Raw genomic sequence first — 25,911 nt, 5'->3', positions numbered from 1 at the left:
CCTTCTTCCTGAGCCTCCATGCTGAGCTTTTGGTTTTTGGTTTGCTAAATAATTGTTTGAATGATTTTAGTAACCATTACTTTTCCTTATCTGAAATTTTGGATAATTCAGCTTCTAATTCTTCTATCGTCGGTAAAGCTGTTTTTATGTTCTCTGGTAGATTTTCAGTTATTCGATATTCCGCTAATCCTATTGGTTTATTTATGTCTTTGAGTGTATATTTAGCAAGTACATCGTCTTACCAGCATATTCCGGCTTAAAATCCTTATCTTTTAGTTCAATCACTACGAAGCAACGTAACTTTAAATGATAGAATAATAAATCAATATAAAAGTCTTTATTACCAACATCTAAATGAAATTGTCTACCAACAAATGCAAATCCTTCACCGAGTTCTAACAGAAATTTTTCCATATGCCCTACGAGTCCTTTTTCTACTTCTCTTTCATGAGCATCCTTACCTATACTTAAAAAATCAAAAATATACGGATCTTTTAATGTGTAATGTGCTAGATCGGATTGTGGAGATGGTAATTTTTCTTTAAAATTAGTTATTGCTTTTCCTTGACGTTTATGTAGTCCAAGTTCTATCTGCATCACCATAATGTTACGTGACCAGCCATGTTCAATAGCTTTTTTTACATAAAATAATCTTATTTCATGACTTTCTATTTTTTCCAAAAGAGTGATATTGTGATACCAAGTTAATTGTGCAAGAGGCTCCTGCACAAATTCAACATCAGGATATTCTTCGGCAAACTTACGCATATACTTCAGATTTCTCGTGCTAAAGCCTTTCATTTCTGGAAATGTACTTCTCAAATCCTTACTTAATTGATCAATTACCTTAGCTCCCCAGGTATGTTCTTTTTGGCGTTTTAGGATCTCTGTACCAATATGGTGGTAAAGCAAAATAAGCTTACTATTTACTGCAAGTGCTGCTTTATAACGGTTTGTTGCAATATGATCCTTCAACTGCTCTAAAAATTCTGTATATTCTTTTGCTATAATTTTTGTCATACGGTTCCTTTTAATCCATTATACAATTCCTTTGTCTGTCGAGAAGACAATCTTTCGCTTGCCTTCAGCTTTGAAGGGATTCCTTATTGACTTCAAACTCGTCCATCAACTAAAATATATTGACTTTACGTGCAATATTAGCTTTAAACCAGTAAAACAAGCTGCTTAACATATGCGTTTTTTCTATTCTAATTATATTCTTTTTTTGTCTTTATGTTGTTTTTTGCTTTTTTCGTTATCTTCAACAAAAGCCCAAACGAATGATACGTTAGCTGTTCCTATACCACAAAGGAAAAAAGAAATAGTTGAGCACACTGTTGTAGCACAACCGAGGCAAATTATCGAAATGCAAGAAGAAGTCATTATTAACGAGGGTAAAGAATTCATTCCAATTCCAAAAAGAAAAAAAAGTGTAGAGAAAAAACTAAGAAGGGATGTTAGAGGGGCAAAAAATGAAATAGGAAACGAAAAAAGCGTTGAGAGCAAAAAGGATGAATTAGTTGTAACAGAAATTATTAACTCTATAAGAGACAAGCTCACAAAATGCTGGAGCATTCCTGAAAGCATAGCTTACAAAGAAAATTTTAATATAAAAATTAACTTATTGTTATCCAGTCAAGGCGAGATAATTATGGCGGATGTAGCAGACAGTGATTCCTATCGAAATAATCCACTTTTCAGGTCGATAGCAGATAACGCAATGCGTGCAGTATATAAATGTAGCCCATTGACCGGCTTGCCTACTCAGCACCACCACATTTGGCGTGAAGTAACACTAGATTTTATTCTATAGCTAAAGTAATTCTATAATTTAATAAGCCCACTGTATCCGTTCAGGATAGCAGCAAGGTAGTATAACCATAGAGTAAAAGTGAGTTTACAACAAATGGTGTCATCCCAGTGCTTGACACTGGGATCCAGTTTTCTTTACAAATTCACCAAAAGTGCTTCATTCTATAACACAAAACCCATACTTACCAAACCCAATGCATTACTTGCAATTAAGTTTCCTGGATCCAAGTAGTCTGGGCACTGCCGTCATAAAGGAACTAGTGTCAGCTACTTTCATGACACCCTTCTGGTAGGCCCAAATCGCAATGTTCGTACAGTTATGGAATGAACCGCGGTATGACGTAGGAAGATCTGAGCAAACTTTCAATCAGAAACAGCCAAAGATCTCTCTAAGATGTCAGTTTCTTTTGTATCTTCAACTTTACCGTCCTGGTCGAATGAAATTTGCAGAGACTTACTACTATACTTCCTTTTTCCTAAAAAGTTGGCTTGTTTAATTTTATATGAGACATAGTACCAAACATTGTCATCGAACTTTGATACTAATGTTGGTGATCCTAAAGTGTGAACCACTTTTTCTTTATCGTCACCTACTTTTATCTTGCTCCACAATTCAACACTAATGCCAGGAGCTCCGTGATTGTGAATAGTGTGAGTGCAGCTCACTGTAAATAATAAAATAAAAGATATTAATACTCGCATTTCTGTTGATAAATTACTTGAAGCTATAATACACTAATAAATTATCTGCCGTCAAATTTCAAAAAAGTTAAATTGACTGATTCTCAATATCACTTAATATAATATTTACTTTAGAAAATAATAGGTGTCTTATGTCATTGTTAGAAGCAGATCCAATATACAAACCTTTTAATTACCCTTGGGCGTATGATGCGTGGCTGCAGCAACAAAGAATCCATTGGATACCTGAGGAAGTTCCGCTTGCTGATGACGTAAAGGATTGGAAAACTAAACTTTCAAACGTAGAGAAAAATCTACTAACTCAGATTTTTAGATTCTTTACTCAGGCAGACATTGAAGTAAATAACTGCTACATGAGGCATTATTCAAATATATTTAAGCCAACAGAAATATGCATGATGCTTGCAAGCTTTTCCAATATGGAAACTATACACATTGCAGCTTATTCTTATCTTTTAGACACAATTGGCATGCCAGAAAGCGAGTATCAAGCATTCTTAAAGTATGATGCTATGAGAAAGAAGTATGAGTATATGCTAGAATTTGAGGAAAGCAAAAAACATGATAAAAAACATGTAGCTAAAACCCTAGCAGTGTTTGGTGCATTTACCGAGGGGTTGCAGTTATTCGCATCGTTTGCAATTTTGCTCAATTTCCAACGCTTTGGAAAAATGAAAGGAATGGGGCAGATAATCGCCTGGTCAGCCCGTGATGAAACTTTGCACACCAATTCAATTATTATGTTATTTAATACATTTATTAAAGAGAATAATGAAATTTGGAACGATGAGTTTAAAGAGGAATTATATTCTGCATGCCGCACTATTGTTGAGCTTGAGGATGAGTTTATAAAGCTTGCTTTTAATTTCGGAGACGTTGAAGGACTATCTGCAGAAGAAGTGCGCAATTACATACGCTACGTAGCAAACAGACGGTTAATGCAATTAGGTCTTGAGTCCATATATGATGTTAATGATAATCCTATTCCGTGGCTTGATGAAATACTAAATGGCGTGGAACATACGAATTTCTTTGAAAATAGAGTAACAGAGTATAGCCGTGCAGCAACTCAAGGCACATGGGAGGAGGCTTTTACTGAAAACGACACGAATAATAAGTGAGTGCTAATTTCACTCTTCTTTGTCATTCCAGTGTCAGCTACTTTAATTACACCATTTGCTGTGCAGTTTAGACAGTTTTGCTTTACTTAACAACTAACTTACCATATATATGTCCGTAGGACATTGGTATATAAGAACGTGCTACAACTATTAATCTTACTCACGGTCATCACTTCAGTTGCATTCTTTGGTCATTTAGTTCCAATGGAAGCAAAAACCTTCTTGTACTCAACGAGCCTGAGTATAAAAGAGGTTTTGCTATTTATAATGCCTTTTATTATTTTTGCGTTAATCTTTAGCAGTGTTAACAATCTTAAGCATTCAGCTATAAAGTTCATATTGTTACTTATTATAATGATCTTCTTGTCAAATCTGGCTTCAAGTTTAATAGCTTATTCTGTTGGGCATTTTATCATACAAAACACTCATTCAATACAAGATATAACGTATGAAGAAACAATTGTTCCCTTATGGTCGTTTAGGCTGCCTGCATTGCTTTCTAATTTTTATGCCCTTGCCTGTGGATTTGTGTCCAGCATAGTAGTGTCCACACTGCTACCCAAGAAAAGCAAAGAGCTTTCGAACAAAATGTTAGATTTAACTCTCTTTATTTTGAAGACGTTTTTGACGCCGATTATTCCAATATTTGTACTTGGGCTTGCTTTAAAAATGCAGCATGATCAAGTTTTATCTATAATATTTAAGGATTACTCAATAATTTTCATTATTATAGCATCTGCAACCTACCTTTATGTTTTCCTCTTATATGGAGCAGCAAATTCATTCAAGATCACAAGCTGGATAGCTAGTATAGGCAATATGATACCGGCATTTATTACTGCAATGAGCACAATGTCTAGTAATGCAACTATGCCACTTACTCTTGAAGGAAGCAAAAAAAATGTAAAGCAACCTGACATAGCATCATCTGTCATACCAATAACTGCTAGCTTTCATTTAGTAGGTGATTGCTTTTTTATCATAATATTATCAATGATAATTGCCTCCGGTTATTCATTGTTCACAATAGATTATGTAACTTTTCTTCTCTATTTTTTGTTATTTAAGTTTGCTATCGTGGCAGTGCCGGCAGGAGGAATTATGGTAATGCTACCTATTCTTGAGAAATATCTCAAATTCTCTCCAGAAATGCTTTCGTTAATTACAGCATTGTATATAGTGTTTGATCCAATAATCACTTCAGCAAATGTTATGGGTAATGGTGCCTTTACTATAATATTTTCAAAACTCTATGATAAGCTTAAGTAATGTCTATTTTAGCGATTGATACTGTAGGTATTGGTAGTTCAATAGCAATAGTTGATTATGATGGTAACTGTTTTGTAGAGCACAATTCCACCAGCAATAGTCATGCAGAATCATTTTTTCAAATACTAAGTACTTTATTTGATAAGCACAACTATAATTATGATAAAATAGATCATTTGGCGGTAGTAGTTGGACCAGGAAGTTTCACTGGAATTAGAGTTGGTATATCAGCTGCACAAGGTATAAATCTTGCTACAAATAAGCCGTTATACGGGGTTAGTGCGCTGGAAGTTCAAGCCTACGCAATATCTTTGCTTTGTGCAAATAGCAAAAAAAATATCAGAGCTATAATCAAAAATGCTCAAGGGTTTTATACACAGTTATTTGATTTCAATTTATTGCCGCTGTCTGGTCCAACTGCAGCATGTGACCCTGGTCACGCTACAAGCAGTACACATATGGATTGCAATTTAAATGCTAGCCATGCAGGGCTATTAGTTCATTATAGACTGAAGAACAAGCAAAAATTAAATGAAGTTGAAGCTCTATATTTAAATAAGCCTCAGTATATGAAATTGCTATAGACTATTTTTTTGCATATACGCAATTTGGCTAAGCTTGTGCATCTGGTTTACTATCTCTTGAGCTACTTCTTTTATACTCATATTTGAATTTTCTATCTCTATAGCACTCGGTGGTGTAAATAAATTGTTAATCCTACATTGCTCTATCATGCTATTTAGATTGATCACCTTCCTATTTTTTCTTTGCCTTTTTAATGCAATACGCTTTTGTAATGTCGGTAGATCACACCTAAGTACCACAGGAAGGATTTCTGTGTTCATTTTTTTACTAAGCCTTACTATTGAATCATACATCCTCATGTTCTGGTCATTATTTTCCATCAACTCATCAATAAATATGTAATTTTTTGAGTGAATCGGATAATTTTCTATTACCTGAAGCATAATTTGCATAATGCCATATATTCTATCTTGAACTTCTTTAGGTATTTGATCACGTTCAAAGACACCATCGTATATAGAGCAAGCTTGAACATTGTTATAGAACTTACTATTTACAATTAATGCGTTTATCATATTAGATAATTCTATTGCTGTGGAAAGTTTACCACTTCCCGAAAGACCAGAGAGATATATGAAAAATCCTGCTGGCTGTTTTTTTGTGTTAATATTTACCATATTATTTTCAATCTTGAAACTTACATTTATAATAACATGAAAATGAAGCTTTAAAACATATGAAATATTATATAGAAAGTTATTTTTGTAGTTAAGATATTATGTAATTTAAAAACATAAATTCTGTATATAAACTCTATAATAACGATAACTATTTTTAAGCAAGCTACAACACAAAAGTGTTTGGTATTCAGAAAGCAAGACAGAGTGGCATAGACTTATTAGTTTACTACAAGTCTCTTTTCGCGTATAAACCTTCAGAAGATTCTAACAGAGGATTGTGTTGTTAACAAAGAGCAGAGTAAAAAGGGATCTAGTCTATGCCTATCAGATTTTGTCCTACCTTAAGTTCGATGATCATACATATACTCACCTTTCAGTGCGTTCTGAAGATCAAAAGTCGTTTTATATTTATCCGTTTAGTATGCGTTTTGATGAAGTAGATGAACGTTCGTTAATGAAAGTATCATTTGATGGAGATGTAATTGAAGGCAAAGAATATCAATATAATAGAACTGGCTATATAATTCATGGTTTTGTTTATCAAGCAAGGAAAGATATTCAAGCAATTTTTCACTTGCATACACCTTCTATTGTAGCGGTTTCTTCTCTCAAAGATGGGCTGATTCCTACAAGTCAATGGGCACTGCACTTTTATAATAAAATATCTTACCATGATTATAACTCCCTGGCACTTGATGATGCAGAAGGAAAGAGACTAATAGCTGACCTGAAAGAGAATTTTGTGATGTTAATGCGTAATCATGGATCCATAACGTGTGGTCGGACTATACAAGAAGCAATGTTCTACACATATCATTTAGAACAAGCGTGCAAAACTCAATGTTTAGCGTTAGCAATGAATAAGGAGTTATCAATTCCAAGTGAAGAAATTTGCTCAAAAGCTGTAAAGGATCTCCTATCTTTTGAAAGCAATCTTGGTGAGAGGGATTGGCACGCATGGGTTAGACTAATTAAAAGTAAGTTGTAAGAGACTTTCGCACTACTATCTGTCATCCAAGTAGCGCCTTCTCCCGTCATCCAAGTAGCTGACACTGGTTCCTTTATGACGGTTGTAAGTTGGAAATGTGATATAAAAGAAGCAAGAAGGAAGATAACTCTATAAAAATGTGATTATCGCAGGCTTGAGCGACCGTAAGACGGTAGTATTATAACATACGTAGATATCAAGGTCTATTCTTCGAGACGTTTGAATAGTTGCTTGGGACATATATATGCACCCGTTTACAATCTTAAATTTTAACTTAAACTCTCGAGGTTTTTTATGGTTACATCTTATCAAAATTTTATTGGCATTGATATCGGAAAACTTGAATTTGTTACTGCAGTTAATTGACCTTACCCAGAAAAAGTAGAGAGAAAGTTAAGACGTTTTTGGAGTAAAATAAAACGTTTTTTCAAAATATGACAAATAGAAGAGAATATACAGCAGAATTCAAATTAGAAGCTGTTAAGCTGGTTAAAGAAACAGGTCAAGCAAGTACAAAAATAGCAAAAGATCTAGGTATAGATGGCAGTATGTTAAGTAAGAAAATATGATGGAAAAATGTCTGGAGCATACGCATTTCCAGGCAAAGGCTCCTTATGACAAAGAAAGATTTGATCTAAAAAAAGAACTAACAAGAGAAAGAGACATTTTAAAAAAAGCCCTGGGCAAAGAAAAAGAGTAAAGTATTGTTTTATATAGAAATTGCTATAAAACACAGGAACTATGTAGGGTTTTGTGCTGGTGGTATGGGTTGCTAAGGAAAAAAGCAGTAAAGAATTAGCAAAAGAAGGGCTTCTAGGAGATATTCAAAAAATACATCAAGCTTCTAAATGCAGATATGGAGCACCTAAAATTCACGCTGAATTAAAAGCTTTAGGCAAAAATTAAAACAGTACAAAGTGTTATGCAAGAAAATGGCATTAAAGCCAAGCTTAGACGAAGGTTGAAAAATAAAAAACAGCAAATAAGCAACCGAGTTGTGGCTCCGAACACATTGGATCAAAATTTTACTACTGATCAGCCAAATAAAGTTTGGGATTACCTACATAAAAACTAAAGAAGGTTGTTGGCGGCAATAATTGACCTATATTCACGCATGGTGGTTAATGAGTAACACGATAATTAGTTATAGATTCTTTATTGATGGCCGTTGATAAACGCAAACCCGATAAAAATCTGCTGTTACATAGAGATCAAGGGTCACAGTATACCTCTCAAAATTACCAATTTCTATTGAATACAAAAAACATCATTTCCAGCATGAGCCATAAGGGCTGTTGTTACGATAACTCTGTTGCAGAAAAGTTCACTTAAAAGGGAGCTGCTTATTGATACTTCTCGCTCAACAAACCAGAACTGCCATATTTGAATACATAGAAATCTTTTATAACAAATAACGTAGACATTCTACTATTAACTATTGCATTCCTGCACAATTTATTCTCATGATAAAAACGTCTTAACTTTCTCTCTACTTTTTCTGGGTAAGGTCACCTCTTTAGGTGCTCCTTTTTTCTTTCTTATACACACAAAAATCATATAGAATTGTAAATACAGCTTTTTTATTCTGATGCTTTTCAATTCTATAGCTCTGGTTGTCTCTCTATTACTATTTTTCTACATTATCGTAAAAAAACTGAGCGAAAAGAAAGCAAACCTTGAGGGTAATTTATGTAAATTAGAGCAAGAACTTCAAGAAACAAAGCAAAGTTTGCTTACGAAGAATGAAGAAATAGTTGATTTAAGGGTCAAAAGAGCAGAACTTGAAGTAACTCTGCAAAAAGAACGTGAGGAAAAGAAAAAGGAAATAGAATTACTAACAAAAGCAGAGGAGAGATTAACAAACACTTTTAAAGCGCTCTCTCTTGATGCCTTGCAAGTGAACAATAATAATTTTCTGAACTTAGCGAAGGAAGTCATTGATAACAAATTAAAAGAAACGGAAAGCGATTTCAAAAAAAGACAAGCAACGATCAACGAAGTTGTAACTCCAATAAAAGAAAAATTAGAAAAATTCGATAATGAAATACGTGAGCTAGAAAAAGAGAGGGTAGGGGCCTATGAAGGTTTAAAGGAGCAAATTGGAGCGCTGATGAACCAAACTTCCAGCCTTGCTAATGCCTTGAGAAAGCCTCACATCAGAGGAAAGTGGGGTGAAATGCAGCTCAAAAGGGTGGTAGAAATAGCAGGAATGATTGAATATTGCGATTTTTTTACTCAGCCGTCAGTGGTTGATAAAAACGAGGATAATTTATTGCGTCCTGATTTAATAATCAAAATGCCATCTGGAAAGCAAATAATAATAGATGCTAAAGTGCCGCTTGATTCTTACATGGATGCTATATCACAAAATGATTTGCAAATACAAAAGGAGAAATTAAAGAATCATTCCCTGGCAATAAAAAAACACATAAATGACTTGGGTAAAAAAGAGTATTGGAATCAATTTGAAAATACGCCAGAACTTGTGGTGCTTTTCTTAACAGGGGAGGGGGTTTTTAGCGCAGCACTGGAATATGAGCCTGCTTTGATAGAGATTGGAGTGGAAAAAAAAGTGATCATTGCAACACCGATCACTCTAATTGCGTTGCTGAGAGCAATAGCGTATGGATGGAAGCAAGAGATGATAGCTGAAAACGCAAAGAAAATCAGTGAACTAGGTCATATTTTATATGAGCGCATTTGCACAATGGGTGAAAACTTTGATAATTTGCGCAGGAGCTTAAAAAGTGCTGTTGATCATTATAATAAAACTGCTGGCTCTCTTGAAGCAAGGGTGTTTCCTGCTGCTCGAGAATTCAATAAGCTTGGTATACATGCAAAAAATAAAAGTTTAAGTGCTGCAAAGGAATTAGAGTCTTTACCACGCAGTTTACATACTGAGGAGCTGAAAGTAGATTAGGCATCTTAACAGGGAATGTTCAAAAAAGTGTGTCAAACCAAAAAAAAAGTAATAAATTGATATAAAAAAAATGGAGGTTTGACAATGAGTCAGAAAGTAGTAAACAGAACTACCGGATTGGTAGATTATAAAGAATTAGAAACAAACATTCTGTCGTCTATACGAGAAGGCTGACCATTAACAGGAAGGGATGGAGCATTTACACCATTTATAAAAAAGCTGCTGGAGGCAAGTTTGGAAGGTGAAATAGAAAATCACTTATTAGCTGAAAGTGAAGAGAATAATCGAAGAAATGGGAGAAATGGAAAGACTTTACGGACAAGTGCAGGTTCATTTGAGCTTTTGACGCCTAGAGATAGGGAGGGAAGCTTTGAACCCCAAATAGTCAAAAAAAGGCAAACAAACCAGAGCTTGAAACGAAGATTTTGAGCACATTTGCCAGTGGTATGGGATACAGAGATATAGCATCGCATGTAGAGGAGATTTATGATCACAAAATATCTGCAGCAGAGATATCAAGTATTACCGACAAATTGCTACCGATAATCAACGAATGGCGTAGTCGCCCGCTGCAGTCTGTATATCCGATAGTGTTCATGGTTTTTTAAAGTCAAAGAGGACGGACATTGTGTAAGTAAATGTATGTACAATATATTGGGCATAGACCAAAATGGCAGAAAAGAAGTATTAGGTTTTTATTTGGCTGAAAGTGAAGGAGCTAACTTCTGGTTGGGAGTACTAAATGATCTAAAAGAAAGAGGAGTAGAAGATATTCTAATTGCCTGTGTTGATGGGCTAAAAAGCTTTCCTGCAGCCATAAACAGTGTGTTTCCTAATGCGGAAGTACAGCTATGTGTGGTGCATCAGATACGCAATTCTCTGAAATATGTATCTAGCAAAGATGTGAAGACTTTCATGAGTGATTTGAAAAAAGTATATCAGGCTTCAAGTAGAGAAATAGCTGAAAATTATCTGCTTGAGTTGGAAGAAAAATGGGGAGAAAAATATCCACTAGTCATAAAATCCTGGCAGAATAATTGGATCCGGCTATTTCAAGTATTCTGGCCCAGTCAGGAGGCTAATTTATACTACCAATCCTATTGAGGGATTGCATAGACTGACCTTACCCAGAAAAAGTGGAGAGAAAGTTTGGAATGTTTTTCACAAAGAGAATGATGAATCAAAATGCTCAGGAATGCAATAGTTAATAGTGGAGTGTCTACGTTGTTTGTTATAAAAAATTTCTATATATTCAAATATAGCAGTTTTGATATGCTGTTTAGAGTGCCGAGAGGTGTCTATTGGTAACTCCCTTTTTAGAGAACTGAAGAAGCTTTCCACAACAGAATTGTCGTAACAACAACCTTTATGACTCATCTATGTTTTTTATGGATAAGAGATATTGATAACCTTGCGAAGTATATTGTGAACCTTGATCACTATGTAATAGTAGATTTTTGGCAGGTTTACGCTTGTTAACGGCCATTAATAAAGAGTTCATAACCAATTGTTTATTTATTGCACTACTCATTAACTACCATACGTGAGAATTATTGCTGCCAAATATAGCCATCCCTCCTTGGTTTTGATGTAAGTAATCCCATACTTTATTTGGTTGATCAACAACAAAGTTTTGATCTAGTATATTGGGAGCTACAGCTCTATTATCTGTTTGTTGTTTTTTAATTTTAAACTTTCTTCTCAGTATAGCACTGATGTCATTTTTCTGCATAATACTTTGCACCGTTTTCAAATTGCAACTTTTACCCAAAGCCTTCAATTCAGCATGAATTTTAGGAGCTCCATATCTACATTTAGAAACTTGATATATTTTTTGAATAGCTGCGAGTAGCTCTTTATTTGCTGATTCTCTACTGCTTATTTTTCTTGTGGTCCACTTATAGTAGCCACTAGCAAAAAATCCTACATAATTCCTGTACTTTATAGCAGTTACTATGCTCTTTTATAAAAAAATATTTTACTCTTTTTGACTGGCCAGGGCTTTTTTTTAAATGTCTCTTTCCCTTGTTACTCTTGCTAACTCTCTTTGTAAGTCAAACCTCTCTTTGTCGTAAGGAGCCATGTTACCTCTACCTGGAAATGCATCTGCTGCCGACTTTTTTTCGTTGTGTTTCTTTATCCATTTTCCTAATAAACCACCCTTTATTCCTAAATCCTTTGCTATTTTTGTAATTGTTTGACCTGCCTTTCTTTGTTCATTTGCCAGTTTAACAGCTTCCAATTTGAATTCTGCTGTATATTCTCTTACCATTTCTAATCCTCCAAAATTTTATTTTACCCGAAAAAACTCTTTTCTTTCTCTCCACTTTTTTTGGGTAAGGTCAGTTTAGCTATAGGCAGCAATTTTCTGTATTTATTTTAAATTGAAGGAAGCTCAAATGAAAGATCATGTTTTGCTAAAAATCACAGAATGCAGTCTAACAGTGAACGGTTACGCTTTTAATCGAAAATGTTGTATAGTACACAATCAATTTTTCTGGATCCAAGTAGTCAAGGCACTGCCTTTGTGTTTGAGGCAAAATCGGCTATAACACTTAACATACTGCCTTTGCAAACAAATGTTCGTACAGTTATGTGTCAGCTACTTGCATGACGCCATTGCCTGAACGGGTACCAATGATTACCTATCAATCTCACCAAAAACTATATCGAGTGAGCCAATAATTGCTGCAACGTCAGCAAGCATGTGTCCTTTTGCCATAAAGTCTAAGGCTTGTAAATGCGCAAAGCCAGGTGCTCTTATTCGGCACCTATAAGGTCTATTGGTACCATCTGAAACTATATACACTCCAAACTCACCTTTTGGTGCCTCAACAACTGCGTAAGCCTCACCTTCTGGTACGTGATATCCTTCTGAATAGAGCTTAAAATGGTGAATCAGAGCTTCCATAGATTTTTTCATCTCTGCTCTTGACGGTGGAGAAATTTTTCTATCTTCAGTTTTTATTGGCCCTTCAGGCATTTTCTCTATGCACTGCTTCACCAAATTGATAGATTGCCTAATCTCTGCCATTCTAACTAGATAACGGTCATAACAGTCGCCATTTTGGCCAATCGGTATATCAAAATCTAGTTGATCATATATCTCATATGGCTGGCTTTTTCGCAAATCCCAAGCAAGCCCAGCAGCGCGCAACATTGGGCCACTAAAGCCCCAATCAAGTGCCTGTTTAATTGATATTTCACTAATTCCTACAGTGCGTTGCTTCCATATCCTATTTTCTGTTAAAAGTTCATCAACATCGTCTATATATTTTGGAAATTGCTCTATAAACTTTGCAATATCCTCAATCAAATCTTCTGGAACATCTGCTGCAATTCCACCTGGCCTGATGTAAGCTGCGTGAAACCTTGCACCTGAAGCTCTTTCGTAAAATTCCAGTATTTTTTCTCTTTCTTCAAAGAGCCATAAAAGAGGGGTCATTGCTCCAACATCAAGTGCTTGAGAAGAAACGTTCAGTAAATGATTTAGTATTCTCGTCAGTTCACAAAACAAGACACGTAAATACTTTGCCCTAATTGGCACTTCACATTGCAACAATTTCTCCACACAAAGTGAATATGCATGCTCTTGTGACATTGGTGATACGTAATCAAGGCGATCAAAATAAGGCAAAGCTTGAAGATACGTTTTATGTTCTATTAATTTTTCAGTACCGCGGTGCAAAAGCCCAATATGGGGATCTGCCCTCTCGATCACTTCACCATCCATCTCTAAAACAAGACGCAACACTCCATGTGCAGCTGGGTGCTGAGGTCCAAAATTTAACATCATTGTCTTTAGATCGGGCATGTCCAGTAGTTTAAGATATTAAAATTGTATAGGCTAAAGTGCGCTCAAAGTCAATAAACTTCTTGCATAGGCTACAACTATCATTCAATAGAAACAAAAACTTTTACAATGGCTAATAAGTGTTGGTAAAACCAAGTCACTTTAGCTATAGAATGACAAAAAAGGTTTGCATTAGCCAAATTTTTAGTTGAAGTAGCATAAGAGGTTAAAGGAAAAGCTTTGTGTTAATGGATTCATTTCAGGTATAGTATAGATAATACCACAATACTTATAAAATGGATCATGTTGTTAATGCGTATAATAGACTTGACACTCCTATAGTCAGGGGAGAAGGGGCATATCTTTTTGATAAAGATGGTAAAAAATATTTAGATTTTGCTGCAGGTATTTCTACAACTTCTTTAGGGCATTGTCATCCATACATTACAGATAAGCTGAAAGAGCAATCGAGTTCATTATGGCACTGCTCTAACATTTTCACTATTCCCGAGCAAGAAAGGCTTGCTGACCGTTTAACAACCCTTACTTTTGCAGATAAAGTTTTTTTCTGCTCAAGTGGACTTGAAGCAACAGAAGCTGCAATTAAGTTTATTCGTCGTTACTTTTATTCAAAAGGGCAAGCAAAACGTAATCGTATTGTTACAATTGAAGGAGGGTTTCATGGCCGCAGTATTGCTGCAATTTCTGCTGGAGGTAATGAAAAATCACGCGAAGGTTTTGCTCCGCTTCTTTCTGGTTTTGATAAAGTGCCAAGAAATGACACTAAAGCATTAGAAGAAAAAATCAATAATGAAATAGCTGCTGTGTTTTTAGAGCCCATACAAAGCGAAGGCGGAGTATATCCACTAGACGTAGAATATCTTCAAAAAGTAAGGGAAATAACAAAAGCTCAAGGAATAATTTTGTGCTTTGATGAAGTGCAGTGCGGATATGGACGCATCGGTTCTTTATTTCATTATCAAAATGTCGGCATTGAACCTGATATGCTAACCTGTGCGAAGGCTATGGGTAACGGTTTTCCTGTAGCTGCATGTTTAGTGAAAGATTACATAGCAGAAGCAATTACTCCAGGAACTCATGGATCAACCTATGGTGGCAATCCACTTGCCATGACTGTTGGTAATGCAGTGCTCGATATAATGCTAAAAGAAGGCTTTTTTGATCATGTTAAAAGAATTAGTAAATATTTAAAAGAAAAGCTGTTGCTTTTAGCTAAAGAATTTCCTGAGATGATTTTAGAAGTTCGTGGAGAAGGGTTACTAATGGGAATAGAACTAGCAACTCCTGTAGCTGATAAAATTATTAGTCGATCTCTTGATAAAGGTTTAATAATAACTAGGGTTTTAAACAACAAAGTAGTAAGGGTAACCCCACCACTTATCATTGAGGATGAGCATGTGAACGCAGCGTATAATATGCTTTATGATTTGTTTTTTAAGATTAAAGATATATAAAATTCGGCAATATAAATTCAGGCTTGCAAATGCCTCTCATAACATGTAAAATTAATTTTATTTTTTATCACAATAACATCGTACTTTAATGGATTGGTTATTGGTCTTGGTGTCATCAGCAATTTTTGTTTTGTTAGTTTTATCGTTTTTGTTCTCAGGAGCAGAAATAGGCTTAACCTCAATTAGCCGTTCTCGAGTTAATAAGCTAAAGCTAGACGGTAACAAAAGAGCCAAGATAATAGACCGCTTATTAAATAGGAAAGAATTGACAATAGGAACGGTATTGCTCGGCAATACAATTATTAATATTACTTGCTCTGCTTTATTTACAGCAATATTTATCAATCTTTTTGGAAATGAGGGCATTCTCCTATCAACAATTATAATGACATTTTGTATTTTATTGTTCTGCGAAGTTCTACCAAAAACTTATGCTATTCAAAATCCTGAAAAATTTGCATCATTTTCTGCTTATTTTGTATTGTTTTTTGTAAAGATTTTTTCTCCATTGACACTAGGTATTCAATTTATTGTTAACCTCATCCTAAAATTATGTGGGCTGCATAAAGATAAGGAAGTGATATCTGCAGCGGATGCAATGCGTAATATGATTACTCTTCACCGCAGTGAAGGAACTATGTTGCAACAGGATTTAGATATGCTAAGCAGCATACTTGATTTGGCTGAGACAGAGATATCACAAATTATGACCCATAGAAGAAACCTATTTTCTCTTGATATAGATCGGAATAAAGAAGAGTTAATAAGAGAGATTTTAACCAGCAGTCACAGTAGAGTACCTTTATGGCAGAAGGAACCAGATAACATTGTAGGTGTAATTCACGTGAAAGCTCTAATAAATGCTTTGCGTGAAAAGAATAATAAAGCGGAAGAAGTTGACATTACCCAAGTTATGTCAAGGCCTTGGTTCATACCAGAAAGTACACCGCTCAGCGTGCAACTTCACAACTTCCGTAAGAACAGGAAACACCTTGCATTTGTTATTGATGAGTATGGAGCACTGCAGGGAATTGTAACTCTTGAGGATATACTGGAAGAAATAGTTGGAGAAATTTCGGATGAACATGATTTGATTACGGAGAATTTTATAAAGAAAATATCTGATAATATGTATCACATAGAAGGAAAATCTACTATTAGGGACATTAACAGGCAGTTATACTGGAATCTCCCTGATGAAGAAGCTACAACTCTAGCAGGTATGATTGTGAATGAAATAGAGCGCATTCCTGACGAAGGCGAGGAGTTTTCCATGTATGGTTTTCGCTTTAAGATTTTAAAAAAAGATAAAAATATTATTACTGTTGTTGAAGTGCAAGTAAAAACTGGTAATATTAGTGGCAGCAATTAATTAGTGGAGTTTCATGGAAGATACAGTAAAAATAACGGCTGAAGAGTTGAAGGGTTACATAGAGAGAATCGAAAAACTTGAACAAGAAAAGAGGGATGTGCAAGATCACATTCGTGATGTATATGCAAAAGCCGCAGATGAAGGTTGGGATATAAAAGTGATGAAACAAATTATTAGGCTGAGGAAGATGGATGATGATGACAGAGAGGAACAAGAAATATTGCTTGATACCTATAAACGTGCATTGGGAATGAGCTACGAAGAAGAGTTAAGTGAATAGCAGAATTGTAATTGGAATAAGTGGAGCATCTGGTTCTATTTACGGTGTGCGTATTTTAGAAGCGTTGAAAGACGTCGATTATGAAACTCATTTAGTGATAAGTCGTGCTGGGAAAATAACTTTAGCTCACGAGATTAAAGAAAAACTTGAAGATATTACATCACTTGCAGATTTTTACTATTCTGAAGAAAAAATAGGAGAAAAAATAGCAAGCGGCTCATTTAAAACCTCAGGGATGATTGTAGCACCATGCTCTATGAAGACAATGTCTGAAATCGCATCAGGTGTTACTTCCAATCTATTGACAAGGGCTGCAGATGTAACGCTAAAAGAAAGAAGAAAGTTAGTTCTTATGGTGCGAGAGTCACCACTGCATCTTGGGCATTTACAAAATATGTTAAAATTAACGGAGATGGGAGCAATTATTGCTCCACCAGTGCCTGCTTTTTATATTAAACCGAAATCGTTGGATGATATTATTAATCATTCTGTTGGCAAAGTATTGGATTTATTTGATATCAAATTACCCGACTTTAAGGAGTGGCAAGGAAGTGACAATTATTATTGATGGTAAAAAAATAGCAAACGATCTATGTGAGAGGTTATCACAAAAGATTGATATTTTAAAGAGAGAGTATAACATTTTTCCTTGCCTGAAAGTAATTCTCGTGGGCAGCAATCCAGCAAGTCAGGTTTATGTTCGCAACAAACAGAAAAAAGCAGAATCAATAGGCATAAGTTCTGAGACCATTGTTTTGCCTGATAATATTTCAGAAGATGAATTAATTGAAAAAATCAATGAATTAAATGAAGATCCATCTGTGCACGGGATTTTAGTGCAATTGCCTTTGCCAAACCACATTAGTGCAAGCAGAGTAATTAACACAGTAAGTGTTGAAAAAGACGTAGATGGCTTCCATGATGAAAACGTTGGCAAATTAGTTAAAGGTGAAAAAAACTGCCTTATACCTTGCACTCCTAAAGGTTCTTTGCATTTAATTAAATCAATTGAAGAGAACCTTTCCGGTAAAAACGCAGTGGTAATTGGTAGGTCAAATATCGTGGGCAAGCCAATGTTTCACCTATTGCTGCAGGAAAATTGCACTGTTACCATCTTGCACTCACAGAGCAAAGATTTAGCTGAATATTGCTCTAAAGCGGATATAGTAGTTGCAGCAGTCGGAAAGCCAAATTTTGTTCAAGCAGACTGGATAAAGAAAGGTGCAATAGTGATCGATGTTGGCATAAATAGCGTTAACGTAGGAGAACAAAGTAAGCTCGTAGGTGATGTTGACTTCGGGGGAATAAAAGAAAAAGTCAAAGCTATTACCCCAGTACCCGGGGGCGTTGGCCCAATGACCATTGCATTTCTAATGATGAACACTGTTATTGCTGCTTGCTTGCAGAAGGGAGTTGATGCTTCTAATTTCATTAGTTGAGGTATGAAGAGGAAAGCTATATGAAGATAGAATGTACCATATCACAATTAATAAAAAATTGAGATTTTTGAAATTCCTCAGTAGTCAAATTTATTAAATATTTAGGATCATCATCTATTCTTTTTTCTCTACAAGTATAGCTAAAGTGGCTTAGGTTTACCTACAATTTGAAAAACAACAAATTCGTCATTCCGCTACTCGTTAGCGGAATCTATGCTGAGATACCGCGGCGGTATGACGTAGGGAAACCTTTCTTGGGTTAGCTATAGTTAGTGGAATTGCAAAGTTTCTAGGCATAAAAAGCTTTGAACCTAATATATGAGCCAAACTTGATTTTCCAACCGTAGATACACCTGTAATAAAAATAATAGTCTTCATTTTGTGAATTTACTTGCTATATGAACTATCGGAGAAATTTTTTTATAGTTTATAGTATCTATACTTTGCCATAACCTTACCCAGAAAAAGTGGAGAGAAAGTTTGGAATGTTTTTCACAAAGAGAATGATGAATCAAAATGCTCAGGAATGCAATAGTTATAGCTCTTTTCATAAAAGTCCGGATGTGATAGGATAAGGATAGATGATGATAAGGAGGTTGAATGCCAGCAGCATATAGTTATGATTTAAGAAAAAAAGCAATGGAAGTGCTAGACGAAGGAGAAAGCAGAGAAACAGTGGCAGCAAGATTTAAGATTGGACGAACTACTTTATGGGAGTGGCAGCAAAGAAGAAAAGAAACAGGAGACTTTCAATCAAAAAAACTTGGAAATGGGGGTTACAATCACAAAATTACCGACTGGGATACCTTTGCCAAATTTGCCAGAGAACACGGAGGAAAGACTCTATCGGAAATGGCTAAACTTTGGAACAACGTTAGTATCCAAACGATCTATCGAGCCCTTAAAAAAATTGGATTTACGCGCAAAAAAAGACATATGGATACAAGGAAAGAAACGAAGAAAAACGTGCTGAATTTTTGAAAATTATAGCGACAAAAGAACCTAAAAACTTAGTGTATATAGATGAGTCTGGCATTGATAACACCGAAGACTACCCCTACGGATATTGCCAGAAAGGACAGCGGTTTTATGCCTTAAAATCTGGAAAGAAAACTCAACGAATCAGTATGGTTGCAGCCTTAAGTGGAAGAAAGATAGTTGTTCCGTTAACCTTTGAAGGCCACTGTAATATGGATGTTTTTAATGGATGGTTTGAGCAATTTTTGACACCGATCTTGGAACCTGGACAGACTGTCATTCTTGACAATGCTACTTTTCATAAGTCTGATAAGATTATCGAGCTTGCTAAAGGGGTTGGTGCAGAAATTTTGTATCTGCCGCCTTATTCTCCAGATTTCAACAAAATTGAGCATCATTGGTTTGCTATAAAAAACAGAGCCAGGAAAAACATTCCTCTATTCGAATCCTTTCGTCGTGCTGTTGATTCTGCCTTCCTATGACCTGTTCGGACTATTATGAGAAATGCTATAATAGTGGAGTGTCTACGTTGTTTGTTATAAAAAATTTCTATATATTCAAATATAGCAGTTTTGATATGCTGTTTAGAGTGCCGAGAGGTGTCTATTGGTAACTCCCTTTTTAGAGAACTGAAGAAGCTTTCCACAACAGAATTGTCGTAACAACAACCTTTATGACTCATCTATGTTTTTTATGGATAAGAGATATTGATAACCTTGCGAAGTATATTGTGAACCTTGATCACTATGTAATAGTAGATTTTTGGCAGGTTTACGCTTGTTAACGGCCATTAATAAAGAGTCCATAACCAATTGTTTATTTATTGAACTGCTCATTGACCAGCCAACTACCATGCGTGAATATAGATCGATTATTGTTGCCAAATATAGCCATCCTTCTTTGGTTTTTATATAAGTAATATCAGTTACCCATACTTTATTTGGTTGATCGACAATAAAGTTTTGGTCTAATATATTGGGAGCTACGACTCTACTGTCCGTTTGTTGTTTCTTAATTTTAAATTTTCTTCTCAATATAGCCTGAATACCATTTTTCTGCATAATACTTTGCACTGTTTTTAAGTTGCAACTTTTACCCAAAGCCTTTAATTCAGCATGAATTTTAGGAGCTCCATATCTACATTTAGAAGCTTGATATATTTTTTGAATATCTGCTAATAACTCTTTATTTGCTGATTCTCTACTGCTTATTTTCCTTGTAGTCCACTTATAGTAGCCACTAGCAGAAAACCCTACATAATTCCTGCACTTTATAGTGTTTACTATGCTCTTTTATGAAAAAATATTTTACTCTTTTTGACTGGCAAAATATCCCAGGGCTTTTTTTAAAATGTCTCTTTCTCTTGTTACTTTTGCTAACTCTTTCTGTAAATCAAATCTCTCTTTGTCATAAGGTGCTACATCTGGAAATGCATTTGCCGCTGACTTTTTTTCGTTATATTTCTTCATCCATTTTCCTAATACACTATCCCTTATTCCTAGATCTCTTGCTACTTTTGCAACTGGTTGACCTACCTTTCTTTGTTCATTTGCCAGCTTAACAGCTTCCAATTTGAATTCTGCCGTATATTCTCTTGCCATTTCTAATCCTCCAAAATTTTATTTTACCCGAAAAAACTCCTTTCTTTCTCTCCACTTTTTCTGGGTAAGGTCAGTATGGGAAAAGGTGAAAGATGTACTAAAAAACCCAGAGATGATAAAAAAGGAATACCAACGTAGAGTATTAGAAAATAAAAATGATGAATCATCAGAGAAAAAGTTTGCAAGAAGAGAAAATCAAATAAAAGAAGGTATCGAAAAATTAATGGAAGATTATTATAGTCAAGAAAATGCAGGAGAGAAAGGATATATAAGCGAGGAAGAATTTAAACAGACAATGAGAAAAATGAAAGAACGCTTACAAGGGATAGAAGAAGAGAAAAAAAAGGTAGTTGATCAGAAGGCAGTAGAAAAAGGAATAAGTCTTATTATAAATAGCATAAAGAATTTTTATTCTAGTGTAAAATCGAACCTGGAACAGCTAGATTGGCAAACTAAGCGCGGCATTATTAAAGCATTAATAGGACAAATTAACATTGGTTGTGATCAGGTAGAAGTAGGATTTCAGATCGAAGAACCAGCACAGGATGGGGGAATTCTTAATTTGTATCATTGTAGTACACATCATAATAAGGGGTTGGCAAAATGTGTCAAGCAAGTTTTTTCGTTTCTATAAATCTGGATTTCAGCGTTATGCGCTGGAATGACAACGTGAGGTAAATTTTTCAACATCCCAAAATTACAGAATTCAGTCTGTTTAATTAAGTGTGAACTGTTACACGAAAATTTTGTAAACAGATTAATATACCCTGTTTTTGCTATTCATCTAAAAATGGAACCATAGAGTACGTTGAGGAGCGTAAGCAAATTTTAATGCAAAAATTACTATCAAAAAATAGATTATGCAAGAGGTCTAATTATTCTGCCGCAATTTTGCTCTATCACACTTGCCACATTTAATATTCCAGCTTCATCATAATAATTTCCAATCACTTGCAAGGCAAGTGGTAAACCCTCATTGGAGAGCCCAACAGGAACAGAAATAGCAGGCAATCCTGCCAGACTTGCCGGCACAGTAAACACATCATTGATGCACATAATTAGCGGATCTGGCTTTTCATTTAAGCCAAAAGCTTCTGTTGGAGCAGATGGCACAAGTATGTAATCTATTTTTTCAAACGCTTTTATAAAATCATTTCTGATTAATGCCCTAATGCACTGCGCTTTTTCGTAATATTCATTATAATGACCTGAAGAAAGCGCATAAGCGCCAATTAAAATTCTTCTTTTCACCTCTTTACCAAAACCTTCTGCTCTTGTTAGTGAATACATTTCTTCAAGGGTATCAGCATCAACCCTTAATCCATAACGCACACCATCGTAACGAGCAAGATTGGATGAAGTTTCAGCAGAACAGATTAAATAATAGACTGGTATTGCATATTTAGTATGTGGCAGAGTAATGTCAACAACTTCAGCGCCATTTTCTTTTAAATAGGAAGCAACTCTTTCCCAATTATGAACTATTTCCTCTGAAATTCCATCCATCCTATATTCTTTTGGTATACCAATACACTTACCCTTGACATCACCATTTATAAAGCTAGAAAATTTAGGCACTGGCTTTTCGCTCGATATTGAATCTTTTGTATCATAGCCACAAATTGCTTCCAGCATTAATGCTGAATCAGAGACAGAACGAGTAATGACTCCTGCTTGATCCAGAGAACTCGTAAATGCAATCATACCAAAACGCGAGCATCTTCCATAAGTTGGCTTTATTCCAACTACTCCACAATAAGCTGCTGGTTGGCGTACAGATCCACCGGTGTCGCTCCCTAACGCTCCAGCGCATAAAAATCCAGCAACCGATGCTGCAGATCCACCAGATGATCCACCAGGAACAACTTTTTCCCCATCACTTTTTCTAATCCACACATTTTCAACAGGGCCAAAATAGCTATTTGTGTTCGCAGAACCCATAGCAAATTCATCCATATTAAGCTTACCGAGCATGGCTGCTCCACTTTTTAAAAGCAAGTCAGACACCGTAGATTCGTAAGTCGGAACGAAATTTTCCAGCATTTTTGAGCATGCTGTTGTTTTTATTCCTTTTGTACAGAATAGATCTTTGATGCCAACTGGTACACCCATGAGCGGCGAGATTAAATCATCCTTTTGCCTAGAGAAATGTTCATCTGCAGCTTTAGCAGCTTTCATTGCTATCTCTGGGGTTTTTGTTATAAATGCATTTAATTTCTCATTTTCAACCGCACTGATGTGCGCCTCTACGAGTTCAACGGCAGAAAAACTCTTTTTTTTGAGCCCGTCATGCATTTGTGTAATACTTAACTTTCTTAGTTCATTCATCAATATTTAATTTTTAGCAAGACGTTAATTATAACATGGCACGATAAAAAATCCATACATTTATAGTTACAGCTAGAAATGTAGCTAAGGTAACTTAGATTCACCGACAATCGTCATCCCGCTACTTGTTAGCGGCTAAGAGATACCGCAGCGGTATGACGTAGAAGCTATACTTTTATACTCACCAACTCAGTATCCAATCCGGATTGTATCTTAAAAAGGTCAAAAGACTATAATAAGCAAAGGAGTGATACTGTGTCTGAGTGAAAATCGTTGAGATCCCAGTGTTTGCTGCTTGCATAGCATTTATTTACAAAAAAATAGTCATGCAAGAGACTTTGCTTGGATATTTGATATAATTTAGGTCTATTAAAGCAAAAAATACTAACATGAATGAAGTGATAACATTTGGTTGTCGTCTAAATTTTTACGAGAGCGAGTTAATCAAAGAAGCATTAAAAAAAGCAAAGAGAGAAAATGTTGTTGTGGTGCATAGCTGTGCAGTGACAAACGAAGCAGAACGTCAGGTAAAGCAAAAGATACGTAAGATTTACAAAAATGATCCAAATAAAGAAATTATCGTAGTTGGTTGTGCTGTTCAGTTGGATCCAGAAGTTTACAGTAGCATTCCTGGTGTAAGTAAAGTGCTCGGTAATCAAGATAAGCTAAAAGCTGAAAATTACTTACTAAATGACGATAAAATCTTGGTCAGTGATAACCAAGTAGAACCTGTTCTAATTAATGGATTTGAAGATAAGTCAAGGGCATTTATTGAAATTCAAAATGGTTGTAATCATAGCTGCACATTTTGTTCAATTACTGAGGCAAGAGGGAATAATCGATCTGTGCCAATAAACAGTATTATAGAGCAAATCAGGATCTTTGTAGAAAATGGATATCAAGAAGTAGTGTTTACAGGGGTTGATATTACTGACTTTGGTACAGATTTGTTGGGTAAGCCATCACTTGGTTCAATGATTAGGAGAGTTTTAAAGGATATACCAGAGTTGAAGAGGCTAAGACTTTCCTCTATCGATGTTGCTGAAGTTGACGACGAATTAATGGATTTAATAGCTAATGAGTCAAGACTTATGCCTCATTTACATTTGAGTCTACAATCTGGTAATAATTTAATACTAAAGAGAATGAAGCGTCGTCACAACAGAGAACAAGTGATAGAATTTTGTCATAAAATGAAGAGCTTGAGGCCTAATATAGCATTTGGCGCTGATATTATTGCTGGATTTCCAACAGAAACTGATGAAATGTTTCAGGATACAGTTGATTTACTGAAAAAAACAAATATAGTTTACCTACATGCTTTTCCATATTCAGAGCGGAAAAATACACCTGCTGCACGAATGCCACAAGTACCAGAGAATGTGCGTAAAGAACGAGTAAAAAATTTAAGAGAAGTAAATAAAGAAATTATGAGCAGTTTTTGTCAATCCTTGATCAACACTAAGCAAAGTGTTCTGGTTGAGCAAAATAATGTCGGTAGAGCAGAAAATTTTGCATTAATAAATCTTGAATCAAGAGCGCAAGCTAAAAGTATTGTGAAAGTTAATGTTACAGGCGTAGAGAATAATTATTTAATTGGAAATACTCTTTCTTAATTTTTGTACATTAAAGAAATATATGATATGATGGTTATACTATAAATGATAATTATGGGTTCATTTGTGATAACTAAAAGATCTATTACTTTATTTTTGATTTTAATTTCATGTGTCTATTTTTTTATTACTTATATCGGTAATTATGTACACGTTGAACAAGTTATTGGAACACAACTCTTAAAACTAGAAACGGACAATAATGAAGATGTAATGCATTCTAAAGAGGTTACTGAAAAAGAAGTACTAACAGAGGATTTAAAATATCAAGAACCTGAAAATAGTCCTATTGAACAACCTTCTATTCTCCAAGTAGCTGATCAGAAAAATATGTGGTCACGTATTGCAGATCAAGCTGAGCCTACAAAAGAAAAATCAAAAAAACTTGATTTTTATGTTAGCGCTAACGGTGGTAAGGTATACCATGATAATTCAGAAACATTTGTAAAGGGTATAAAGGCAATAGGGGAGAGAGTCCTAACTTTAGTTGAAAGTCATTATGGTTTTATAATAAAAAATATAGTGGCAGATGAAATTAAAAGTATACAGCAATTTGATGGTAAAATTGATTTCCAGTGGTTTAGCAGCATGTCTTTAGGTTACTATGCTGGAGAAAATGGTAAAATTGATTTTGAAGCCGCGTATTCTATAGCCAATATTGAAGATAGTAATTCTCCTCCGGTATTTGATAAATCAGCAAGTATATTTGCGTTTTTGTTAAACTTCTATTATAATCCCAGCGTTCAGGATACACAATTTGCTCCGTACATCGGTCTTGGTATAGGGCCAACAGTTTTTAGATTAAAAAGGATTAATGGGTCACCCCAAAATTCAATGCCACTGAATGTTCCTTGGTTTGCTTATCAAATAAAACTTGGTGTTGATTATTCAATAATCCCAGAAATCAAAACCTTTCTCGGCTATCGTTACTTTAGCGTTCCGATACCTGTTGCAGATGACATATCTACTCACAATATTGAAGTTGGTTTGATATTTAATTTTTAGTGATAAT

Annotated in this window: 32 protein-coding genes and 2 pseudogenes; 21 read left to right on the top strand and 13 right to left on the bottom strand. The window is 35.2% G+C overall.

What is annotated here, in order from left to right; genetic code table 11:
• Window positions 1–76: 76 nt before the first annotated feature.
• Window positions 77–1,020: pseudogene (locus tag AAGD93_RS04285) on the bottom strand (PDDEXK nuclease domain-containing protein).
• Between the two features lie 172 nt (window positions 1,021–1,192).
• On the opposite strand from AAGD93_RS04285, the gene AAGD93_RS04280 reads away from it, so the two are divergent.
• Both AAGD93_RS04280 and AAGD93_RS04275 read left to right on the top strand, forming a co-directional pair.
• A complete protein-coding gene (locus tag AAGD93_RS04280) occupies window positions 1,193–1,813 on the top strand; it encodes a hypothetical protein (protein WP_022626225.1) in 621 nt (206 codons plus the stop codon).
• A gap of 78 nt (window positions 1,814–1,891) precedes the next feature.
• On the top strand, window positions 1,892–2,044 hold the full coding sequence (locus tag AAGD93_RS04275) for a hypothetical protein (protein ID WP_341819130.1): 153 nt from the start codon (window positions 1,892–1,894) through the stop codon (window positions 2,042–2,044).
• A 131-nt stretch (window positions 2,045–2,175) separates the two neighbouring features.
• Here AAGD93_RS04275 and AAGD93_RS04270 read toward each other — a convergent pair whose 3' ends face one another.
• A complete protein-coding gene (locus AAGD93_RS04270) occupies window positions 2,176–2,514 on the bottom strand; it encodes an outer membrane protein assembly factor BamE (RefSeq protein ID WP_006279908.1) in 339 nt (112 codons plus the stop codon).
• Window positions 2,515–2,645: 131 nt separating this feature from the next.
• On the opposite strand from AAGD93_RS04270, the gene AAGD93_RS04265 reads away from it, so the two are divergent.
• The 3 genes from AAGD93_RS04265 (at window position 2,646) to tsaB (ending at window position 5,488) form a co-directional block, all read left to right on the top strand.
• Window positions 2,646–3,635, top strand: coding sequence for a ribonucleotide-diphosphate reductase subunit beta (locus AAGD93_RS04265; protein WP_065094944.1), 990 nt, complete (start codon window positions 2,646–2,648; stop codon window positions 3,633–3,635).
• 138 nt (window positions 3,636–3,773) lie between these two features.
• Window positions 3,774–4,904, top strand: coding sequence for a cation:dicarboxylate symporter family transporter (locus AAGD93_RS04260; RefSeq protein WP_341819912.1), 1,131 nt, complete (start codon window positions 3,774–3,776; stop codon window positions 4,902–4,904).
• The gene (gene tsaB, locus AAGD93_RS04255; RefSeq protein WP_341819129.1) at window positions 4,904–5,488 is read left to right on the top strand and encodes a tRNA (adenosine(37)-N6)-threonylcarbamoyltransferase complex dimerization subunit type 1 TsaB; all 585 of its coding nucleotides are present in this window, start codon (window positions 4,904–4,906) and stop codon (window positions 5,486–5,488) included. The genes AAGD93_RS04260 and tsaB overlap by 1 nt, the downstream gene beginning before the upstream one ends.
• Here tsaB and AAGD93_RS04250 read toward each other — a convergent pair.
• The gene (locus AAGD93_RS04250; RefSeq protein ID WP_341819128.1) at window positions 5,483–6,106 is read right to left on the bottom strand and encodes a hypothetical protein; all 624 of its coding nucleotides are present in this window, start codon (window positions 6,104–6,106) and stop codon (window positions 5,483–5,485) included. The two genes, tsaB and AAGD93_RS04250, sit on opposite strands and share 6 nt — an antisense overlap.
• Window positions 6,107–6,386: 280 nt before the next feature.
• Between AAGD93_RS04250 and AAGD93_RS04245 the strand changes: the two genes are divergently transcribed.
• From AAGD93_RS04245 to AAGD93_RS04220, 6 genes and pseudogenes are all read left to right on the top strand, one after another.
• Window positions 6,387–7,097 (top strand): class II aldolase/adducin family protein, encoded by a 711-nt coding sequence (locus AAGD93_RS04245; protein ID WP_341819126.1) that lies wholly within the window; start codon window positions 6,387–6,389, stop codon window positions 7,095–7,097.
• 434 nt (window positions 7,098–7,531) lie between these two features.
• Window positions 7,532–7,666 (top strand): IS3 family transposase, encoded by a 135-nt coding sequence (locus AAGD93_RS04240; protein ID WP_007548354.1) that lies wholly within the window; start codon window positions 7,532–7,534, stop codon window positions 7,664–7,666.
• Complete coding sequence (locus tag AAGD93_RS04235) at window positions 7,663–7,797, top strand: hypothetical protein (RefSeq protein ID WP_259349141.1); 135 nt, start codon at window positions 7,663–7,665, stop codon at window positions 7,795–7,797. Before AAGD93_RS04240 ends, AAGD93_RS04235 begins: the two co-directional genes overlap by 4 nt.
• Before the next feature lie 53 nt (window positions 7,798–7,850).
• A complete protein-coding gene (locus AAGD93_RS04230; protein WP_341819125.1) occupies window positions 7,851–8,003 on the top strand; it encodes a transposase in 153 nt (50 codons plus the stop codon).
• 682 nt (window positions 8,004–8,685) lie between these two features.
• Window positions 8,686–10,017 carry a DNA recombination protein RmuC gene (gene rmuC / locus AAGD93_RS04225; protein WP_341819124.1) on the top strand — a complete coding sequence of 444 codons (1,332 nt, stop codon included), beginning with the start codon at window positions 8,686–8,688 and terminating at the stop codon, window positions 10,015–10,017.
• 84 nt (window positions 10,018–10,101) lie between these two features.
• Window positions 10,102–11,134: pseudogene (locus AAGD93_RS04220) on the top strand (IS256 family transposase); the annotation flags it as partial.
• A 44-nt stretch (window positions 11,135–11,178) separates the two neighbouring features.
• Here the strand turns inward: AAGD93_RS04220 and AAGD93_RS07680 are convergent.
• The 4 genes from AAGD93_RS07680 to AAGD93_RS04205 all read right to left on the bottom strand — a co-directional run bounded on the left by AAGD93_RS07680 (window position 11,179) and on the right by AAGD93_RS04205 (window position 12,289).
• On the bottom strand, window positions 11,179–11,394 hold the full coding sequence (locus AAGD93_RS07680) for an IS3 family transposase (protein ID WP_353277370.1): 216 nt from the start codon (window positions 11,392–11,394) through the stop codon (window positions 11,179–11,181).
• The gene (locus AAGD93_RS04215) at window positions 11,384–11,548 is read right to left on the bottom strand and encodes a DDE-type integrase/transposase/recombinase (RefSeq protein WP_264705614.1); all 165 of its coding nucleotides are present in this window, start codon (window positions 11,546–11,548) and stop codon (window positions 11,384–11,386) included. Before AAGD93_RS04215 ends, AAGD93_RS07680 begins: the two co-directional genes overlap by 11 nt.
• Window positions 11,549–11,551: 3 nt before the next feature.
• Entirely contained in the window at window positions 11,552–11,848 is a 297-nt protein-coding gene (locus AAGD93_RS04210; protein ID WP_341819911.1) for an IS3 family transposase, read from the bottom strand.
• 177 nt (window positions 11,849–12,025) lie between these two features.
• Window positions 12,026–12,289, bottom strand: coding sequence for a transposase (locus AAGD93_RS04205; protein WP_065106809.1), 264 nt, complete (start codon window positions 12,287–12,289; stop codon window positions 12,026–12,028).
• Between the two features lie 198 nt (window positions 12,290–12,487).
• Here AAGD93_RS04205 and AAGD93_RS04200 point away from each other — a divergent pair, with 198 nt between their 5' ends.
• On the top strand, window positions 12,488–12,631 hold the full coding sequence (locus AAGD93_RS04200; RefSeq protein WP_153296793.1) for a hypothetical protein: 144 nt from the start codon (window positions 12,488–12,490) through the stop codon (window positions 12,629–12,631).
• A gap of 27 nt (window positions 12,632–12,658) precedes the next feature.
• Here AAGD93_RS04200 and AAGD93_RS04195 read toward each other — a convergent pair whose 3' ends face one another.
• Entirely contained in the window at window positions 12,659–13,831 is a 1,173-nt protein-coding gene (locus AAGD93_RS04195) for an NADH-quinone oxidoreductase subunit D (protein WP_341819123.1), read from the bottom strand.
• 275 nt (window positions 13,832–14,106) lie between these two features.
• Between AAGD93_RS04195 and AAGD93_RS04190 the strand changes: the two genes are divergently transcribed.
• From AAGD93_RS04190 to folD, 5 genes are all read left to right on the top strand, one after another.
• Complete coding sequence (locus AAGD93_RS04190; protein WP_265039635.1) at window positions 14,107–15,285, top strand: aspartate aminotransferase family protein; 1,179 nt, start codon at window positions 14,107–14,109, stop codon at window positions 15,283–15,285.
• A gap of 88 nt (window positions 15,286–15,373) precedes the next feature.
• Complete coding sequence (locus AAGD93_RS04185) at window positions 15,374–16,657, top strand: HlyC/CorC family transporter (RefSeq protein WP_341819121.1); 1,284 nt, start codon at window positions 15,374–15,376, stop codon at window positions 16,655–16,657.
• A gap of 13 nt (window positions 16,658–16,670) precedes the next feature.
• Window positions 16,671–16,937: a DUF2312 domain-containing protein gene (locus tag AAGD93_RS04180; RefSeq protein ID WP_010082293.1), complete on the top strand. Its 267-nt coding sequence runs from the start codon at window positions 16,671–16,673 to the stop codon at window positions 16,935–16,937.
• Entirely contained in the window at window positions 16,930–17,505 is a 576-nt protein-coding gene (locus AAGD93_RS04175) for a UbiX family flavin prenyltransferase (RefSeq protein WP_006280027.1), read from the top strand. The genes AAGD93_RS04180 and AAGD93_RS04175 overlap by 8 nt, the downstream gene beginning before the upstream one ends.
• Window positions 17,489–18,376 carry a bifunctional methylenetetrahydrofolate dehydrogenase/methenyltetrahydrofolate cyclohydrolase FolD gene (folD, locus tag AAGD93_RS04170; protein WP_341819120.1) on the top strand — a complete coding sequence of 296 codons (888 nt, stop codon included), beginning with the start codon at window positions 17,489–17,491 and terminating at the stop codon, window positions 18,374–18,376. The genes AAGD93_RS04175 and folD overlap by 17 nt, the downstream gene beginning before the upstream one ends.
• 374 nt (window positions 18,377–18,750) lie before the next feature.
• Here folD and AAGD93_RS04165 read toward each other — a convergent pair whose 3' ends face one another.
• Window positions 18,751–18,927 (bottom strand): hypothetical protein, encoded by a 177-nt coding sequence (locus tag AAGD93_RS04165; RefSeq protein ID WP_341819118.1) that lies wholly within the window; start codon window positions 18,925–18,927, stop codon window positions 18,751–18,753.
• Window positions 18,928–18,976: 49 nt separating this feature from the next.
• On the opposite strand from AAGD93_RS04165, the gene AAGD93_RS04160 reads away from it, so the two are divergent.
• Window positions 18,977–19,836 (top strand): IS630 family transposase gene (locus AAGD93_RS04160; protein ID WP_341819116.1). Its coding sequence is split into 2 segments (ribosomal slippage): window positions 18,977–19,301 and window positions 19,301–19,836, totalling 861 coding nucleotides; the frame shifts between segments, so codons are not numbered across the junction.
• Here AAGD93_RS04160 and AAGD93_RS07675 read toward each other — a convergent pair.
• The 3 genes from AAGD93_RS07675 to AAGD93_RS04145 all read right to left on the bottom strand — a co-directional run bounded on the left by AAGD93_RS07675 (window position 19,749) and on the right by AAGD93_RS04145 (window position 20,955).
• Complete coding sequence (locus AAGD93_RS07675; protein WP_410529883.1) at window positions 19,749–20,036, bottom strand: IS3 family transposase; 288 nt, start codon at window positions 20,034–20,036, stop codon at window positions 19,749–19,751. The genes AAGD93_RS04160 and AAGD93_RS07675 overlap by 88 nt on opposite strands.
• Window positions 20,026–20,565 carry an IS3 family transposase gene (locus AAGD93_RS04150; protein WP_341819893.1) on the bottom strand — a complete coding sequence of 180 codons (540 nt, stop codon included), beginning with the start codon at window positions 20,563–20,565 and terminating at the stop codon, window positions 20,026–20,028. The genes AAGD93_RS07675 and AAGD93_RS04150 overlap by 11 nt, the downstream gene beginning before the upstream one ends.
• Window positions 20,566–20,661: 96 nt before the next feature.
• Window positions 20,662–20,955: a transposase gene (locus AAGD93_RS04145; protein WP_341819114.1), complete on the bottom strand. Its 294-nt coding sequence runs from the start codon at window positions 20,953–20,955 to the stop codon at window positions 20,662–20,664.
• An 85-nt stretch (window positions 20,956–21,040) separates the two neighbouring features.
• On the opposite strand from AAGD93_RS04145, the gene AAGD93_RS04140 reads away from it, so the two are divergent.
• Entirely contained in the window at window positions 21,041–21,589 is a 549-nt protein-coding gene (locus AAGD93_RS04140; RefSeq protein WP_341819113.1) for a hypothetical protein, read from the top strand.
• Between the two features lie 224 nt (window positions 21,590–21,813).
• Here AAGD93_RS04140 and gatA read toward each other — a convergent pair whose 3' ends face one another.
• On the bottom strand, window positions 21,814–23,283 hold the full coding sequence (gene gatA, locus AAGD93_RS04135; RefSeq protein ID WP_341819910.1) for an Asp-tRNA(Asn)/Glu-tRNA(Gln) amidotransferase subunit GatA: 1,470 nt from the start codon (window positions 23,281–23,283) through the stop codon (window positions 21,814–21,816).
• 389 nt (window positions 23,284–23,672) lie between these two features.
• Here gatA and mtaB point away from each other — a divergent pair, with 389 nt between their 5' ends.
• Both mtaB and AAGD93_RS04125 read left to right on the top strand, forming a co-directional pair.
• Entirely contained in the window at window positions 23,673–24,899 is a 1,227-nt protein-coding gene (gene mtaB / locus AAGD93_RS04130; protein ID WP_341819112.1) for a tRNA (N(6)-L-threonylcarbamoyladenosine(37)-C(2))-methylthiotransferase MtaB, read from the top strand.
• Window positions 24,900–24,965: 66 nt separating this feature from the next.
• Window positions 24,966–25,904 (top strand): P44/Msp2 family outer membrane protein, encoded by a 939-nt coding sequence (locus AAGD93_RS04125; protein ID WP_049973647.1) that lies wholly within the window; start codon window positions 24,966–24,968, stop codon window positions 25,902–25,904.
• Window positions 25,905–25,911: the final 7 nt, after the last annotated feature.

This window comes from Wolbachia endosymbiont (group A) of Brachyopa scutellaris (assembly GCF_964026995.1).
In the GTDB taxonomy this organism is placed as follows: domain Bacteria; phylum Pseudomonadota; class Alphaproteobacteria; order Rickettsiales; family Anaplasmataceae; genus Wolbachia; species Wolbachia pipientis.
Note: the sequence above shows the minus strand (reverse complement) of the source record. Positions and strands in the feature narration are given on the sequence as shown.

Coding starts and splice junctions, on each gene's coding strand:
- AAGD93_RS04190 (WP_265039635.1), top strand. CDS start 14,107: ATGGATCATGTTGTTAATGCGTATAATAGACTTGACACTCCTATAGTC.
- AAGD93_RS04185 (WP_341819121.1), top strand. CDS start 15,374: ATGGATTGGTTATTGGTCTTGGTGTCATCAGCAATTTTTGTTTTGTTA.
- AAGD93_RS04195 (WP_341819123.1), bottom strand. CDS start 13,831: ATGCCCGATCTAAAGACAATGATGTTAAATTTTGGACCTCAGCACCCA.
- tsaB (WP_341819129.1), top strand. CDS start 4,904: ATGTCTATTTTAGCGATTGATACTGTAGGTATTGGTAGTTCAATAGCA.
- AAGD93_RS04200 (WP_153296793.1), top strand. CDS start 12,488: ATGTTGTATAGTACACAATCAATTTTTCTGGATCCAAGTAGTCAAGGC.
- AAGD93_RS04265 (WP_065094944.1), top strand. CDS start 2,646: ATGTCATTGTTAGAAGCAGATCCAATATACAAACCTTTTAATTACCCT.
- AAGD93_RS04240 (WP_007548354.1), top strand. CDS start 7,532: ATGACAAATAGAAGAGAATATACAGCAGAATTCAAATTAGAAGCTGTT.
- mtaB (WP_341819112.1), top strand. CDS start 23,673: ATGAATGAAGTGATAACATTTGGTTGTCGTCTAAATTTTTACGAGAGC.
- AAGD93_RS04205 (WP_065106809.1), bottom strand. CDS start 12,289: ATGGTAAGAGAATATACAGCAGAATTCAAATTGGAAGCTGTTAAACTG.
- AAGD93_RS04165 (WP_341819118.1), bottom strand. CDS start 18,927: ATGAAAAGAGCTATAACTATTGCATTCCTGAGCATTTTGATTCATCAT.
- AAGD93_RS07680 (WP_353277370.1), bottom strand. CDS start 11,394: ATGAGTCATAAAGGTTGTTGTTACGACAATTCTGTTGTGGAAAGCTTC.
- AAGD93_RS04215 (WP_264705614.1), bottom strand. CDS start 11,548: ATGAGTAGTGCAATAAATAAACAATTGGTTATGAACTCTTTATTAATG.
- gatA (WP_341819910.1), bottom strand. CDS start 23,283: ATGAATGAACTAAGAAAGTTAAGTATTACACAAATGCATGACGGGCTC.
- AAGD93_RS04180 (WP_010082293.1), top strand. CDS start 16,671: ATGGAAGATACAGTAAAAATAACGGCTGAAGAGTTGAAGGGTTACATA.
- AAGD93_RS04280 (WP_022626225.1), top strand. CDS start 1,193: ATGCGTTTTTTCTATTCTAATTATATTCTTTTTTTGTCTTTATGTTGT.
- AAGD93_RS04235 (WP_259349141.1), top strand. CDS start 7,663: ATGATGGAAAAATGTCTGGAGCATACGCATTTCCAGGCAAAGGCTCCT.
- AAGD93_RS07675 (WP_410529883.1), bottom strand. CDS start 20,036: ATGAGTCATAAAGGTTGTTGTTACGACAATTCTGTTGTGGAAAGCTTC.
- AAGD93_RS04250 (WP_341819128.1), bottom strand. CDS start 6,106: ATGGTAAATATTAACACAAAAAAACAGCCAGCAGGATTTTTCATATAT.
- rmuC (WP_341819124.1), top strand. CDS start 8,686: ATGCTTTTCAATTCTATAGCTCTGGTTGTCTCTCTATTACTATTTTTC.
- AAGD93_RS04270 (WP_006279908.1), bottom strand. CDS start 2,514: ATGCGAGTATTAATATCTTTTATTTTATTATTTACAGTGAGCTGCACT.
- AAGD93_RS04145 (WP_341819114.1), bottom strand. CDS start 20,955: ATGGCAAGAGAATATACGGCAGAATTCAAATTGGAAGCTGTTAAGCTG.